The following is a 15,784-nucleotide window of genomic DNA, read 5'->3' as shown; positions in this document are numbered from 1 at the left end:
CGGGGTGGAAGAACGGCGCGGTGCGCAGTTCTTCCACGGGCCGGTGGCAAGACCAGGGACAGCATTGCCAATAGAAATGGCAGCGCGGCTGTCTTGGTTGGCAGGGGGCGTTCCTCGGCCTGTTCGATGAACTGCGCGGAGCGCAGTTCATCGACCCCGGGTCCAGCGCTTGCGCTGGTCCGGGTCCAGGGGCGGATAGCCCCGGTGGGGCCTGGGGCAACGCCCCAGCGAAGCGGCTCCCAGATGAGACCAATGCTCAGGCCGTCGAGGCGTGGTCACCGCCCCCGGAGCCTCGGCGCAGGGGCAGCGGCCGTCGCGCCGCGGACGCGCCGGAGAGCGTATTCCATTCCGCCCTGGAGGGTGCTCATCGTCACGAAAGACCGCAGATCGACGTCGAGCGAAATGAGCGTCTGTGCGATCCGCGGAGCGATGCCCGTGATGAGCGTCTCTGCGCCGAGGAGCCGCAGCGCGCCTGCGACGTCGATGAGCATTCGCGCTGTATGGGTATCGACATCCTTCATTCCCGTGACATCGAGAATGACCACGCGCGCGCCTTGGCGCTGGGCGCCTTCGAGCGCGACAGCGAGGACCTGGGCGGCGCGCTCGCTATCCATGGTGCCGATGAGGGGCATGACGACGATCTCGCGGGTAATGGGCAGGAGCGGCGTCGACAGCTCCGCGAGCCTGGCGCGCTGTGCCGTGATGATTTGCGCCTGGAGCGCCTCGCGCTGCTCCTCGACCATGCGGCGCTGGGAGAGCTCGGCTTCGAGGCGGCCGTTGGCATCCGTGAGATCACGATTGAGATACCGCAGCTCCTCTGTCCTGCGCGCGACCTCGAGCTCGAGCCGCTCGTTGGCGCGCTTGACCTCTTCATTGGCCGCGCGCGAGCTCTCGAGGAGCCTGGCGATTTCAATGGCGATGGCGGCCTGCGACGAGAGCAGGGTGAGGAGCTCGACGCGCGCTTCGTTGAAGACGCCGGCGATGGCGCGGTTTTCCAGGTAGAGTACGCCGCTCAGCCGGCCTTGGTGCAGGAGCGGCAGGCACAAGATCGACCGTGGGTTTTCGCGGACGATGTACGGATCGTCCGAGAAGCGCGCGGCGCTCTCCCTGTCGTCGAGGAGCACGACCTCCTGTGTTCTTGACACATAAAGGATGACGCTCCTGGCGCATTCGGCGGCGCCGTCCAGCGGCTCCCCCTCGCCGGCGTCGATGGTCCTGCTCTGCTCCCCGAGCCTCGCGACAATCGCAAACTGCCCGTCTCGCGCGAGGATCAAAGCCCCACGATCGGCGCCCGCGTTGCTGAGGACGAGGTTGGCGAGGCGATCGATGACCTTCGCGAGATCGGTCTCGCTTGCGATTTCCTGCGCGGCACGGACGACGAGTGCGGCGTCGCGGAGACTGCCGGCGCCCGTCTTGCTGAGGAGGGTCCTGCCGAGCTCCGTGAGCCCGGATTGGCTCGTCGTCCCCGTGCTCGACCTGGTACGCGTAACGTCGCGGAACGAGGGCCACACGTGTGAGGACTCCGACTCGAGCGAGGCGGCCTTGAGGGGGGCGCCCCAATGCAGGTATGCCCGGTATGCATTTCGCATGTAGGCGCCGGCGCCCGTGGTGATGCCGATGCTCACGAAAAACTTGGCGAAGAGCTCGTTGGCCATCGCCTCGAAGTGGGGGGCCTTGTTTTCCTGGCAAAGCGCGATTGCGCCTTCGTAGCGCTGCATGGCGCCGGTGATATCACCTTGCGTTCGTGCTTCTTCGGCGTCGACGAGCGCCTTCAAATGCGCGAAGCTCTTCGGGGACCACGCCGCGAGGTCTGCGATCTCCGCCCTGTATCTCGTGAAGAGCTCCTTGCGCCTCGCCGCCTCGTTGGGCTCCTCAGCCGGCGGTAGGGCGAGGAGCAGGAGCGCTCGGAAGAAGGAATGGATCTTCGGTTGGATCGTCCCTCCGCCGAACATCAAGGCACGCTCGGCGATCTCCGATGCCTCCCAGGCCTCCGCGTGTTTTCCGTGCACGAGGAGGACGAATGACTTCAATACGCCATAGTGGACATTCGTGCTGCTGGGCTGCTGGCTCTGCAGGTCACGGACGAACTTGTCCTCGTCGAAGTTGTCGTCGCTGAACGACGTCGCGTCCCGCGTCTTGCCTGCGAGGCATGCGACGGCCTGCCGAACGGCGGTCATGGCGGCGTTGTTGCGCTGGATGTTGCTGCGCCGGACGATCGCCAGGTTTTTCTCGGCGAGGTCCATGAGATCGTCGATCTGATCTCCGGCGAAGAGGTTTGCCATCGTCCCGAGGAAGCAGGCGACGCCGAGCATGTGAAGCTCGCCGGTCTCCAGGCAGCGTTGCCGCGTGACGGCGAACCGCTCTCCCACTTGGCGCATCGGATATCGCATATGCGCGCAGCTGCTCGCGGCGAAGCCGAGCCTCGCGGTCTGCAAGGCGCTTGGAAACTTCGCGTTGATCGCTTCCGCCAGTTTGCAGAAATCCATCCCCTCGTCCACGCGCCCACGGATTGCCGCGAGCATGTAGCCGACGCAGCTGTACGGCAGCGCGACGAGCTCGGTATGACCGTGCACGAGGGCGATGTTGACCGCCCTGAGATTGATGATGGAGAACGCGACCGCGCCGAGGTGGTGCGAGCCGTCGCCGATGGAGTCGAGGATCGAGAGGACCGCGCCGATGACCGGGTCTTTCACCGCCGGCGCGTCGACCACGTCCTCGATGCGGCGTCCGCGCAGGTTGGTCGTCACCTGGGCGAGCTCCGCCATCATCACCTGCGGCGACTTGATCTCCTCCATGAGCAGCGGGTGCCCGAGCAGCCCCAGCGTATCGAGGCCGATCTTGATGCCTTCCACGAATTGCCCGTGGGACATCCTGCTGAAGACGCGCTCCCTCTGGATCGCGGCCCGCTCGATATCGGTCTTCACCCGGCGCGAAAGCTCCGCGAAGACGGCCTCGGCGCGTTCGGCATCGCCGCCCAGATATGCGCATTGACCTGCGAGCATGTGCAATTCGAGGCACAAATCATAATGCTCGTGCCAATCCTCGTCGCGGAGCAGGTCGATGCCGGCGCGTGCATACTCGGTGGACGCGTGGTAGGCCGTGGAAGCCTTGGCTTTTTGGGCAGCTCGCAGGTTGAGCCTCGCGAGGTCGACCCGCTCGGCATGATCATCCATGCAAGCAGCGCCGATGTTGAGGTGGTGGACGAGCTTGAGCAGATGCTCGTCCATGGATGCTCCTTTGATGTGCTGCTGGAGGAGGCGCCCGATGCCGAGATGGATCGTTTCTCGCTGTTCGGGCGGGAGGAGAAGGTATGCAGCCTGATGGACGCGATCGTGGACGAATCGATAGCGGACGTCGAAGCGCGCCGCCGAGTCGCTCGCCTCCGAGCCTCCGAGCCCGACCTCGAGATACCTGTAGTCACCGTCCAGAGAGACGATGAGCCCGGCCTTCATCGCGTCCCAGATCGCGGCGAGGATATCATTCGGCGGTTTGTTCGCGACGATGGCCAGCAATCCATATTCGAACGAATGGCCAATACACGCCGCGAGCAAGAGCACCTCTTGCGTCGCTGCCGGGAGCTCCTGCATGCTCTCGATGAGCAGATCGACGACGTTGTCGGTCACGTTCGCCGCGCGGATGGTGTCGACCTCCCATGACCACGCGCCCGTGGACGGGTCGAAGCGGAGGAGGTTCCGTTCGTTCAGCGTGACCAGGAATTGATGCGCGAAGAACGGGTTCCCGTGCGTCTTTTCGTAAACCAGCTCGGCCAAGCTCTCGACTTCCTCGGGCCGGCTCGTGAGCGTGTCGGCGACGAGGTGATGCAACGTCTCACGATCGAGCGGCCCGAGCTGGATATCCGTGGCGCGGAAGCCGAACTTGCCGAGCTCCGCGACGAGCGAGAGGAGCGGATGGCCGGGCTCGACTTCGTTGTCCCTGTAGGCGCCGATGATCAACAAGTGCCGGCTGAACGCGTCCGTCAGGAGAATATGCAAAAGCCGCCGCGAGGCCGGGTCGAGCCATTGAAGGTCATCGAGGAAGAGGACGACGGGGTGCGCCGCGCTCGCGAAGACGTGCAAAAAGTCGAGGAGCGTCAGCTCGAAGCGGTTCTTGGCTTGATCCGGCGGCAGATCCGGCACTTTGGGCAGATCGCCGACGACGAGCGCGAGCTCCGGCACGAGCTCGGTGAGCAGCGCGCCATTGCCTTTGAGCGCAACGAGCAGGTTTTCTTTCCATCGTGCGAGCGCCGCGGGGGACTCCGTCAGGATTTCGCGCATCAACTCCCGGAACGCCGATACGACCGGCGCGAGCGGCACGTCGCGGGAGAGCTGATCGAATTTGCCCGAGATGAAAAAACCACCGTGCCGCGTGATGGTCTTGTGAATCTCGCGGACCAGTGCCGACTTGCCGATGCCGGAATAGCCCGAGACGAGGACCAGCTCCGGGCCGCGCTGGCGGGCGTGCTCGAACGCCTCGAGCAGCGCTTCGATATCACGCTCTCGGCCGTACAGGCGCTGCGCGCGCCGCAGTTCGGGCGCCCTGTCCTTCGTATACAGAGGGAATGACTCGATGGCGCCGCGCTCCCTCCACTGCCGAAGGCATTCGGCGAGGTCGAACGCGAGGCCCGCGTCACTCTGGTATCTCTCCTCGGGTGTCTTCGCGAGGAGCCTCATGACGATTTCCGAGAGCGGCGCGGGCACGGACGGAGACATCTCGCGCGGCGGCACCGGGCTTCGTGTCAGGTGGGCCTGAAGGACGTCCTCGACCTCGCGGTCCGGGAAAGGCACATGACCGACGAGCATCTCATACAGAATCACGCCGAGCGAATAAAGATCCGACCGCGCGTCGACGGCGCGGTTCATGCGCCCCGTTTGTTCGGGCGAAACATAGAGAGGCGTGCCCTCCAGCGAACGCGCATTCGTCGGCGCGTTGAGCTCGCGAGAGATGCGCGCCGATATGCCGAAATCGATGAGAAAAACCCTGGAGGAGGACCTGTCCACCAGGATGTTTCTCGGTGTGATGTCCTTGTGGATGACGCGCCTCTCGTGGATCGCCGCGAGCGCGTTGCATATCGATATGGCGAGGACGAGGACGGTGTCGATGTCGAGCTTCCCGCCCTCGAGGATCTCGCGCAGCGTGGGGTGGCCGATGTCCACCATCACGAGGCGCAGGCCGCGCCCGTGCTCCTCCAGCGCGAGCGCTTGGGGCGTGTTGTCGAGCCCAAGCTCGCGCAGGATCATGAATTCGCGCCGCAGCCTGGCGTTCTCTCGCGCGCTCGGATAGTCGTTCTTCGTCTGCTTCAGGATGACATGCGCCCCGCCATCCTGTTTCCGCGCCCGGTACACGAACGTTTCGGCGCCTTCATAGACGGGCACCACGAATGCGTAGCCGTCGAATGCATCGGATGCCGAGGCGGGAAATGCAGACTGCGCGACCATGTTGCCTCCTCCGAGGAGCTTAGCTTTAAGGGAAGACCCTACCCGAGTTGGGGCCGCCGTTGCAAGGGTTCTCGTGACACTGTAAGCGCCAAATGAATGTGGATGTGCGCCGGAAGAGCCGCGCCAGAGCGCCAGCTGTCTTCGTTTTCGCCTGGAGTTACAAGATTTTACGAGAGAGGGGCGAGTCGATGCTCGACGTGGACCCGTTGCCGGTCGGCCCGCGGGACAGGGGATGGTCCTGAGCTTGATGTTTTTAGCGTAGATCGACGACCGTCAACTCGACCGCCTCGGCATCGGATGCGCATCGGGCGGCGGCGCGCAGGGTCATTCGTCGCCGTCCCGGATACCGTCCTCGTCCCGGTCGATACCAATTCGTTCACCGGTTCCGGGGGGCACGCACGTAAATGTCAGCTCGCGCTGGAAGAATTGCGCCAGGTGGAGCAGCGCGGTCTTTGAAATCGCTCCGATCGACTGGTAACTCGAGGTGAACTCATTCGCGCCCACGTACAGGAAGCCGATCTCCTGCAGCCCGAAGCGGGTCTTTCCGACGAGATCACATTCGCCGACCTCGGCGCGTGATACGAGGAGGTCGAGGCGTCCGCGCGCGGCGGTGCTGTTCTGGTTCGTGACGGTGACCTGCTGCCCGACGATCGGCGCTAGATTGCTGTCGAAGGCCAAGAGAAATTGCTCGACCTGTCTGCGCACCGGGTCGCCTGCCCCCGGAGGGCTCTCGTCGAAGCCATTGGGGGAAACGGGAGGGCTGTTGGGAAACGATGTCTGATTATCGAACCCGCGTGAATTCATGAAGCGGAAGATCGTGTCTTCGGACCCGTCGTTCGTGAAGCCGAATCCGCGCACCTGGTCACCCATGTGGTCGTTGTCCTTGGCGAAAATATTCGGCACCTGGTCCATGCCGAACATACCGACCTTCTGGTACAGATTGCGGAGATGCGGAACTTTCAGGCTTTGCGGCTGCTCGTTGACGACGTACCCGCCCCCGGTGCCAAAGAATCCCGGTATGGGCTCGCCGAACTTGGCGTTTGCGGTCGGGTCGAGCCTGTGGCACGTCTCGCAGGTGCCGGAAAGCGCCCCCTCCACCAGGAAGAAATGATCGCGCCCCGCTTGCTGGTCCGGCGTGAGCGAGTTGTCGAGGTTCCGGATCGGGTTTGGGGGGTACATGATCTGGAGCGCGAAATCCGCAAAGGCTTCCATGTCGTCCTCGGGAAGCGGCTCGCTGCGGCCGAGCAAATCGACATACGCGGCCTGGAATTGCCTGAACGCCTCATGTTCATCGAACGTCCCATCGTCCGGCTGAGCGCTCGGCTCGGCGTTGCCCCCGGTGCGATCTCCTCGCCAATGCATCGGGCCATGGTTCGCCGTTCCGCGGAGGCTCTGCGTCGTCATCGGCCCCTTGAGCGCGGAGAAACCATCGAACGTCGTGATGAACTTCGGGAACGGACTGGCGATCGGTCCCGGCAGGTCGGCGTCCATGGTATCCGGGTTGCCGAGATTCCAGGCAAGGCTATCCAGGTCGCCGAAGACGTGGCAGCTCGCGCAGGACGCCTCCCCGTTGGCGGAGCTGAATCGGGCGTCGTACAGATGTTGTCGGCCCGCGACGACGCTCGGAGGCTCGGGATTGTAGAGCGGGACGCGGCCGATGACGGCTTTCGTCGTCGTGTTGACGATCGTGATCGAGTTGTCGAACCGTGTGAGCACGTAGAGTCGCTGTTGGGACTCGTTGAGGACGAGGCCGGTCGGACCGACAGGCTCGTCGCCGTCGTCGAGGACGATGTGGTTCGCAGCATTCGGGGTGAATGTATCGTTCTCGAGCGCAGCCGTATCGAACACGCCGATCTTGCTGGAGCCGAGCGCCGCGACGTAGAGCTTCGAACCATTGCTCGTGATGGCCATCCCTACAGGCGTCGCCAGGCTCTTGTCATTGACGGTGTTGGGCAACGGCGCGCAGCACGAGTCGTAATTGATGTGTTTGTTGAGGTGGCGCGGCGCGACCGTGCCATTCGACAGCACGGAGATACGGGCTTCGTGCAGGTGACCCCGGACCGTCGAGCCGGTGAATGTCCCCGGACCCTCGAACCGCTGGAGGTTGTTCGCATCGGTGTTCGTGACGTACACCTTCCCGTTCGCGGGGTTGACGATCATGTCGTAGAGGACCGTACCCACGCCTGTATAATAGCCCGAGGCACCTGCGAGCTGCGCGGGAGGGTTCGCCATGGCGTCGATGACGAAGACGTCCTTGTCGGGGAGGGAAAGCTTGACGGCTGCATCCCAGGATTTCCCGCTCTCGTCCACCCAGTGATGGCCGTCGTATTTCACGATCAGCGCGGTCGGAGGCTGGGGTTCGCCGGCAGCATTGGTGTGCGGCGGCGGCATCACGAAGTTATTGTATTTGAGTACGAGATTCCTATGAATGCTCGTGGTGCGATTGCCCGTGTGGAAGCCGGCCGCGTAGACACGTTGCCCGTCCGGGCTCACCGCGAGCGCCCGTGGCGTGTCCGTAAATAGGCTGATGATGTTGAGGGGGACACCCCCAAGCGAGCTCGATTCCAGGTGCGTCGCGTCAAATACCCAAACATCGGCGCGCCCGATGCCGGGCGTTGTGAGCTGAGGATCAAATGGAGCGTTCTGGCCGCGGTGGGCCGTGGTAATGAACGCCCGGCCGCGGTTGGGGCCGCCGAACACAATGTCGCGAGGCTCGTCGCCGACGAGCAGCGTACGGACGACGCGCGGCGCGAAGGGGGCCGAGACGTCCACCACGCTCACGCTGTCGGAAAGATGATTGACCACCCACACCTCGTCGCTGTTCCGAGCTGCGACAGCGACAGGCTCGAGTCCCACCGTTACAGACCCGATATGCAGCAGCCCCGAGGACGTGACATGGAACACCTCAAGCCGGTTGTCGGGGGTGTTCACGGCATACAGCCGCTGGCCGTTTTGCGAGAGCGCGAGAGGCCGGACTTGGCCGCTTTCAAAGAGTGTGTAGGAGCCAGCGCTGGCAGAGCTCACTTGCAACATCGCGCCTGAAAGGGCCGCTGCGAAGGCAAGCCAGGCTTTGCTGCGGCGACGTCGCGCCGGCGTGATGATGGCGTGATCGAGCCCGGAGCCATGGAGCTCCCGCGCGTGGAGATGGGTAGACATACCTCCCCTTTCGGCGATGAAGCAATCGCCCAAATTCGGACGAGTGGATTTCTGCGTGACCGACGGGCTGGAGGCTATCGACGGGTCAACATGAACTGACCATCGCTCTCTTCCTCGCGCCGGTCGGTCGGGGCCTTCGTGCGCCAGTATAAACTACCCGAACCGCGTCAATTTTCAAGACTTTTGTGGGCTAGGCGCAGTGCAATGGGGAGCAACGACGAAGATTCGACGTCATCCTTGGCACAAGTCTTTCACGGCGCTTGCGTGGTCGCGGAGCGCTTAGGAAGAACAAACCGCCTCTTCGACAGCCGCAGACCGCTGGATCACCGCGCGCAAGCAGGGGGCTCGCGCCCGAAGCCCCCGCAGGTCGTTTCCAGGTCAGAGCGCTTGCTGCGAGGGGGCGAAGACGCGACGGTGCCCGGCGCGAGCACGGTGGCATACCCCGACGTGACTCGGGCTTTCGTCGGACGTCGTGTACGCGGACGCACCCAACGAACGTGTCGCGCGCAAGGTTGAACGCATGACGCGGGGGTCGCTTTCAGGAACGTGGTCGGTGCTCGTTGAGCAGGTGCCACCGGTGAAGGGTGGTCACTGCGTGGTGCACGTGCTCCTTCGCACCGGGCGAGTGTGAAGGCCGCGTGTCGCGCCGCGCCGCGGGGCGCGGGGGGGTGATCATTCCGCGGCGCAGGGCATAGCGCGGAGGATACGGACGGTGTTGTTCTTCGTGCCCTTCGCAGCGAAGGCGACGCTGCCATCGGGGTAAGCGCGGAAGGCTTGGTAGCGATTGCCGAGCACGCCGGCGTCGAGCACGGCGCTCACGGCTTCGCCGGTCGTTGCGTGGAGGACTTGGACGAGCATCTTGCGATTCCCGTCGAAGGGCGTGAGATCACCCGGAGCGGTCGAGGTCTCCCAGCCGGCGAGGAGGTATTTGTCGCCGTAATTCGCGAGGTAGGGCGCGCGCGCGTTTTCCCCGGTCTTCCCGGCGATCACGATGTCCTTGTCGGCCGTCCCGCTGTTGAAATGCAGGAGGTGGACCTCGGCGAGGCCGTTCGCGAGGACGGGCTCACCATTTTGACGGTCGCTCGTCAGGGCCCAATAACCGCCCTCGTGATCGAGGGCGACGTCGCTCAAATTCGAATAGGCGAGGTCGATCGACTTGATGGTGGAGATTTCCGGGGCATGAGCGATGCGGTTGTTGTTGTCGGTTTTGCAGATGGTGACGTATTTGTTCGCGCCCGGATCCCAGGTGATGCGCTCGTAGCCGCTATGGCTACAACCCCAATCGAACCCGCCCGAGATCAGCTCTCCGGCCGGGGAGACGACCTTCATGCGATCGCCCTGGTGAATGTTGATGCAGCCGCCTTGCGAGACGCTGATCGCCGCGCCGAAATAACCGGCGAAGTTCGTGCCGTCCGAGGCGATGCGGCCGTGATGCGCGTACCACCAGATCATGAAGACATCGGGGCCGGTCTTGCCGGTCGAATAGGGGGGAAGGGCCGCGCTCGAGCTCGTGAGCTTCGTCGCCCAGGACTCGCTTTGGCCGTCGAAGCGCACCATGTACATGTCGTGACATGCCACGGGGGGGTTTGGCGGGGTGCCGCAGAGGTTCGTCGGCTCGCCGCAGTTGAGCGTCCCGCCGCCTTGGGCGTCGCGCGTGAGGAGGAGGACGCCGCCTTTGTCATCGGCGTAGAGGTCGCCGAAATCGTGGGCGTTGATATCGACGAGGTCACCGACGAGCTTGTCGCTCACGTCGAGCTCGGCGACGTGGACCTTGTTGTCGGTCCCCATGAAGGCGAGGCGGGAGCCGCCGGAGGGTTTGGGGGAAATCGCGAGAGGGCGAAGATTTACCTCGTCTTCGTTCTGGTCGACGGCGATGGGGAGCTCGACCTCGGTGATGGTCAGCGTCGGGTTGCTGCACGTGCCTTGCGTTGGGTTTCCGGTTGTGCCTCCGCCGGAGCCCGAAGAGGCCCCGGGACCTGTGCTCGAGTTGCTCGAGCTTCCCCCAGCGCCGGCGCCATTTCCGGCGCTGCCGCTGCTCGGATCCCCGGAGCCGTTTTCGCCGCCGCAGGCGATGGCGAACACGAGGGGCAGGGAGAGGAGGAGACATGTGGTTGTGAGGGGACGTGCATGGAAAAGATTGTTCGCATTCATGGAGGGGGGGTCGCTTTCGGGGCTTCGAGGGACGACGATCCAAAGGCGCGAAGGATACCCGCGCCCACGCAGAAAGACTCTAACCGAGTGCGGGGCAGTGGGCGCTTCATGATTGACATGCTGGTCGATGCCACCGACGATCGTGGGATGATCAAGCGTATCTTTTGCATGGGGCTGTTCATCGGGGGGCTCGTCCACTGCTCGGCGGGCGAAAACGGGGCGACGACCAGCCCCGGGGGACAAGGGGGCGGTGCGGGGGGCTCGAGCTCGAGCGCTGGCGAAAGCGGAGGCATGAATGCGGGCGGCGGCGGCGCAGGAGGCGAAGGAGGCGTCCTCTTCCCGAGCGGCTCGGGGGGCGGGGGCGGGTCATGCACGCCGGCGGGCGCGGTCGAGACGGTGTGCGACGGCAAGGACGACGATTGTAATGGCCGCGTCGACGACGTGGACGTGGGCAAGGACGGGATCTGCGATTGCTTGCGGCTCGGGATCGTCGGCAGCCCGGGGAGCAATCCCTCCTCGAACTTCCAGGCCTGGCTCGCGGCGCGAGGCACGAGCGTGGAGCGGACGCATCAGACGCCCGCGGAGGTCTTCGACGCGGCGCTCCTCGACAAATACGACGTCATCATCTTCGATCGGCTGGCTCGGACGTACACGGCCGAGGAGGCGAATGCGCTCGCGGCGTGGGTGGAGACGCGGGGCGGGTTCGTCTCGATGACGGGATATACCGATGCGGACCCTGATTTCTACGTGAACACGCTGCTCGCCCCGTTCGGGCTCGCATACCAGCCCGGTCTGCACTCCGAGCCAGTGACGATGTTCGCGGCGCACCCGGTGACGGCCGGGCTCTCGTCGGTGACGTTCCTCGGCGGATACCTGGTCGAGGACCTCGGCGGGAGCGGCGGCACGAGCGCGGCGATTGGGAGCATCCAGGCGGGGCCCGTGGCGTTCGCGCACGAGCGGGGCAAGGGCCGGGCCGTGGTGTGGGGTGACGAGTGGATCGAGTACGACAGCGAATGGCAATCGCTGCCCGAGATCGAGCAGCTCTGGGTCAACATGATCGCTTGGCTCGGACCTCAGGATAGCTGTCAGGTCACGGTGCCGAAATGACGGATCGAGGGGTCAGCGACCGGGCTCCTTTTCCGTCGCTTGCAGGAGCAGCTTTTTGATCCTGTCCTCGTCGAGGACCGTGAACACGGAAGCCTTCCCTTCGTGGTGCACGTAGATCCCGACCTGCGTCGCGAGGGCGAGCGCGAGCACCTTCATCGCGGGCATTCCCTCGGGTTTGGCGTCGGCGCCGTCAACGGCGCGGAGGGAGGCCTCGTCCGTATAAAAGACGAGGTTTCCCTCGTGCCTGGGCATCGTGCCTCGGGCATTGTTGAAATACAGGACGGATCGCAGGAGTTCTCGCTCGAAGTTCGCGTGCGCCTTTGCGTGGTCCATCCCGTACGCCTCCGGCGTCCAGATCGCCACCAGCGCGGGGCCGAGCTTCTCGTTGTTCGGGATCCCCGTCACGAGGGAGGGGTCGAGCGTCGTTGAAAGGTGAACGGTGGGCGCCGGAGCCTCGGCGGCCTCCGATCCTCCTTTCGGCTTTGAACTCTTCACGGCGTTCCGCACGTGCTCCTCGGTCTTGAATCGCTGGAACTTGTTCTCCATGCGTGAAGCGGCGAGCCGCTCGGCGGCCATCAGGGCCGCGGCCTGCTCCCGAGACGCCTTTGCGCGCAGATAAAACCCGCCAATCGCCAAGGCCATGAAGCCCAGGGACACGGCCCCCGTCACGGTCGTCGGAACGGGTGGCGTCTCATCGTTTCTCGTGGCGAGGAACAGCCCGCCGAACCCGGCCATTCCGGCGAGCCCGGAAATCCCCAGGCCGAGGCCGACGTTTTTCGTGGTCTGCGCGCCCTTCACCTCCGTTTCGTACATCTCGAGGGCGCGGGCGTGGTCCTTTTGGACGCGGTCGCGCTCCTCCTCGTAGGCACTCTCGAACGCGGCATACCGCGCGATGTGCAGGGCGCTGAGGGCGTCGATTTCCGTGTCTCCCTGATAGACGTGCCATTCGTGCACCGGCACCTCGGCCGGCTGCGCTTCGTAGATCACCTCCTTGCCCACGTAGCGGCCGCGCGCGCTATAGACCTCGCGCTCGCCCACGGGAACCTTCTTCATGACCGTGCGCGTGGAATCCTTGGTCTCGATCCGCAGAGGCTCCCCGGTCGACCGGTGCGGGAGCTGGTATTCGAAATCGGAAGGCGCCTGCGGCGGAGGCGGCGCCGCGCAACCACCGATGACAGCGCCGAGGACAACCCACCCCACCCATTTCTTCATGCGTTCACTCCCTCCATGATGTATTCGACAATCCCTCGTTTTCCACGAGTCGCAAGGCCCGTGCCAGCCTCGGTGCTTCCCTGGGGGGTGAGCGTTTTCTCAAAGGGAGCGAAAAACGGTGCTGTGGCGCACGACCAAGCGCGGTTCCCTGCCGAGGTGTCATGGAGTCGGTTGTACTGCGCTCGTGACACTGTCACACGCGTATGACAGTGCTCCGTCGCGTGGCGCGGGCGCATGCCTTGCACGACCCTCGGCCGGCGCGGACGTGGGCACGGGGGGGACAGGGAGCATGCGGTATGTTTTCCACTTGTTCACGTTCGTCGCGGGCTCGTGAACGGAAAGGATTCGACCATGTATACCGCCCTGTTCGCGCTCGCGTTTGCCCTCGTTCCCATCTACACGATTTCACCCCGACCCCTGTCGGTTCAGGGAATGCAGCTCGGAGACATCGATGGAGACGACGAGCTCGACGTCGTGCTCGCCCACAGTGGGGACCCGCTGCTGTACGGGGTCAGCGTGCTGCTGAACCGAGGCTCGAGCTCCGTGTCGCAGCCACGGTCGTACCGGCTCTCCGACAACGGCGGCACGGGCCTGCGGCTCGCCGATTTCAATGAGGATCAGCGCCTCGACGCCGTCGTGATGACCCTCGGCGCGGATGGAATGCGATCGCTCGACGTGCTGCTCGGTCAGGGAGACGAGGGCTTTGGGGCGCCGGAACTCGTCGCACCCAACGAAAAAGTGAACGGGATCGAAGTGGGGGATTTCAACGCGGATGGGCATCGAGACATCGTCGTGGGGAGTGGCTCTGTCGAGGGGGACGCTCCGCTCGTGCTCCTGTTCGGTCGCGGGGATGGCACGTTTGCGCCCGTCGAGTACGAGGGCGAATATTCCCTCAGAAATCTCGCCACGGGCGACATGAACGGAGACGGCGCGGTCGATATCGTGGCCGAAATGTACGAGGACACGGACGAGGGCGTCACGGCGTGGAGCGTGGCCGTTTTTCTCAATGACGGCACCGGGAAGTTCGCCGTGCCGCTCCGGCATCGAGTCCCCTGGAGATACTGGAAGGACCTCGCGCTGCTCGACGCCAATCGCGACGGGCGCCTGGACGTGGCCCTTATCGAGCCATACGAAAACGGGGTCGCCGTGTTGCGCGGCGCAGGCGACGGCAAGTTTGGCGAAGTCACCCGTCATGCGACCGGTCGTGGCCCGGTTTCTCTGGCCGTCGGCGACGTCGATCGGGACGGCTTTCCCGATCTGGTCACGGCCAACGAAGAGGACAAAACGATCACCGTCCTTCTCCTGGGTGCCCCCGGCAGCACGCCCAAGCGCTGGGAGCTCCCGCTCGGGGATCAGCCTGCGGCCGTGGCGCTCGGAAACATGGATGGGGACGCGGGGCTGGAAATCGTGAGCGCGGGCGAAACGGGGCGGATCACGGTCGTCGGATTCCGCGAACCCTGATCGAACCGGACGACGCGGCGCAGAGCGACCACGCCGCCGGCAACACGTGGGTATGTTCCGTAGGTCCTCAGGAGGCGAGGAGGCGCATGGGGAGTGTCTTCGGGCCGCGATCCGAGAGGTTGTAATCGCCGAGGAGGCAAGGGCCGGAGCCGGGCTCCCAGCGGGGGATCTCGAGCAGCGCCGCGAGCGCCTCCTCGACCTCCACGCGGACGAGCGGGGCGCCGATACAATAATGGTGGCCCATGCTGAAGGACAGGTGCCGGGGGCCTGTGCGCGTGATGTCGAAGCGGTCGGGATCGGGGAACGCGAGGGGATCACGGTTCGCGGCGGGGAGGATGGGGAAAACGAGCTCGCCCTTTTTGATTCGCTTGCCGCCGAGCTCCACGTCCTCCGCAGCGAGGCGGTTTGTCACGACCACCGAGGGCTCGTAGCGCAGTGCCTCCTCGATGGCGCCCTTCATGCGGCGGGGGTCGTCGCGCAGGCGCTCGAGCTCGGCGGGGTGCCGGAGCAGGGTCCAGATGGTGTTCGCAATCTGGTTCATGCTGGTCCGGTAGCCGGCGACGATCACCTGGTAGCTCTGCAGGACGATGTCCTCGCGGCTCGGTGCGCCCTCGTCGGCCCAGAAGCGGCTGATCACATCGTCGCCCCGGTCCGCACGGCGGCGCTCCGCGAGGGCGGCAATGTAGTTGAGCATGGCGCTCGTATGCTCCTTGATTCGATTCGTGACGTCCTCGGCCATGGCCGCGCCGCCCGCGCCCTTGAACAAGGTCGTGATCCAGCCGCGGAAGGTCGGTCGATCGTCGGGGGGGACGTCGAAGAGGGAGGTGATGGTGCGGAGGGCGATGGGATCGGCGAGATCCTCGACGATATCGATTTCCTCGCCCTTTTCGCGCGCGGCCGCGAGCGCCTCGCGCGCGATCGCCCGCACCGCGGGGCGCAGGCCCTCGATGGCCTGGGGCGTGAAGCCCTTGTTCATGAATTGCCGGAGCCGCGCGTGGTCTGGCGGATCGCGGAACCAGACGAGCTCGGACCACATCTGCGCCATAGCGGTAAGCTCCTCGCCCGCGAGCGTCGGCATCATCACGCGGATGAGCTCGCGGGCGCGGTGATTGAGGAAGCGGCGATCGTCGCGGACCATCATGTCGGCGTGGTCGTAGCGCGTGACGAGCCAAATTCCGAGCGGCTCGAACCAGTGGACCGGATCCTCCTCGCGGATGCGGTGGAGCGTGGGATAGGGATCGTCGAAGAACGCCTAGCTCTGA

7 protein-coding genes are annotated in these 15,784 nt (G+C 64.8%); 2 read left to right on the top strand and 5 right to left on the bottom strand.

The window, feature by feature from the left end:
• Positions 1-275: 275 nt before the first annotated feature.
• The 3 genes from KEG57_RS46980 to KEG57_RS46970 form a co-directional block, all read right to left on the bottom strand.
• Complete coding sequence (locus KEG57_RS46980; RefSeq protein ID WP_272459729.1) at positions 276-5,435, bottom strand: AAA family ATPase; 5,160 nt, start codon at positions 5,433-5,435, stop codon at positions 276-278.
• Between the two features lie 324 nt (positions 5,436-5,759).
• Positions 5,760-8,591, bottom strand: coding sequence for a YncE family protein (locus KEG57_RS46975; protein ID WP_372518278.1), 2,832 nt, complete (start codon positions 8,589-8,591; stop codon positions 5,760-5,762).
• Between the two features lie 672 nt (positions 8,592-9,263).
• Entirely contained in the window at positions 9,264-10,673 is a 1,410-nt protein-coding gene (locus KEG57_RS46970; protein WP_272459728.1) for a hypothetical protein, read from the bottom strand.
• Between the two features lie 186 nt (positions 10,674-10,859).
• Here KEG57_RS46970 and KEG57_RS46965 point away from each other — a divergent pair, with 186 nt between their 5' ends.
• Positions 10,860-11,849 carry a type 1 glutamine amidotransferase family protein gene (locus tag KEG57_RS46965; RefSeq protein ID WP_272459727.1) on the top strand — a complete coding sequence of 330 codons (990 nt, stop codon included), beginning with the start codon at positions 10,860-10,862 and terminating at the stop codon, positions 11,847-11,849.
• Positions 11,850-11,861: 12 nt separating this feature from the next.
• On the opposite strand, the gene KEG57_RS46960 is transcribed toward KEG57_RS46965, so the two are convergent.
• Positions 11,862-13,061, bottom strand: a complete 1,200-nt coding sequence (locus KEG57_RS46960) for an ATP synthase subunit I (RefSeq protein ID WP_272459726.1) — start codon at positions 13,059-13,061, stop codon at positions 11,862-11,864.
• 351 nt (positions 13,062-13,412) lie between these two features.
• Between KEG57_RS46960 and KEG57_RS46955 the strand changes: the two genes are divergently transcribed.
• Positions 13,413-14,522, top strand: a complete 1,110-nt coding sequence (locus tag KEG57_RS46955; protein ID WP_272459725.1) for an FG-GAP repeat domain-containing protein — start codon at positions 13,413-13,415, stop codon at positions 14,520-14,522.
• A gap of 67 nt (positions 14,523-14,589) precedes the next feature.
• Here the strand turns inward: KEG57_RS46955 and KEG57_RS46950 are convergent, their stop codons facing one another.
• Positions 14,590-15,663, bottom strand: coding sequence for a cytochrome P450 (locus KEG57_RS46950; protein ID WP_272459724.1), 1,074 nt, complete (start codon positions 15,661-15,663; stop codon positions 14,590-14,592).
• Between the last annotated feature and the right edge of the window lie 121 nt (positions 15,664-15,784).

This window comes from Polyangium jinanense, assembly GCF_028435365.1.
Note: the sequence above shows the minus strand (reverse complement) of the source record. Positions and strands in the feature narration are given on the sequence as shown.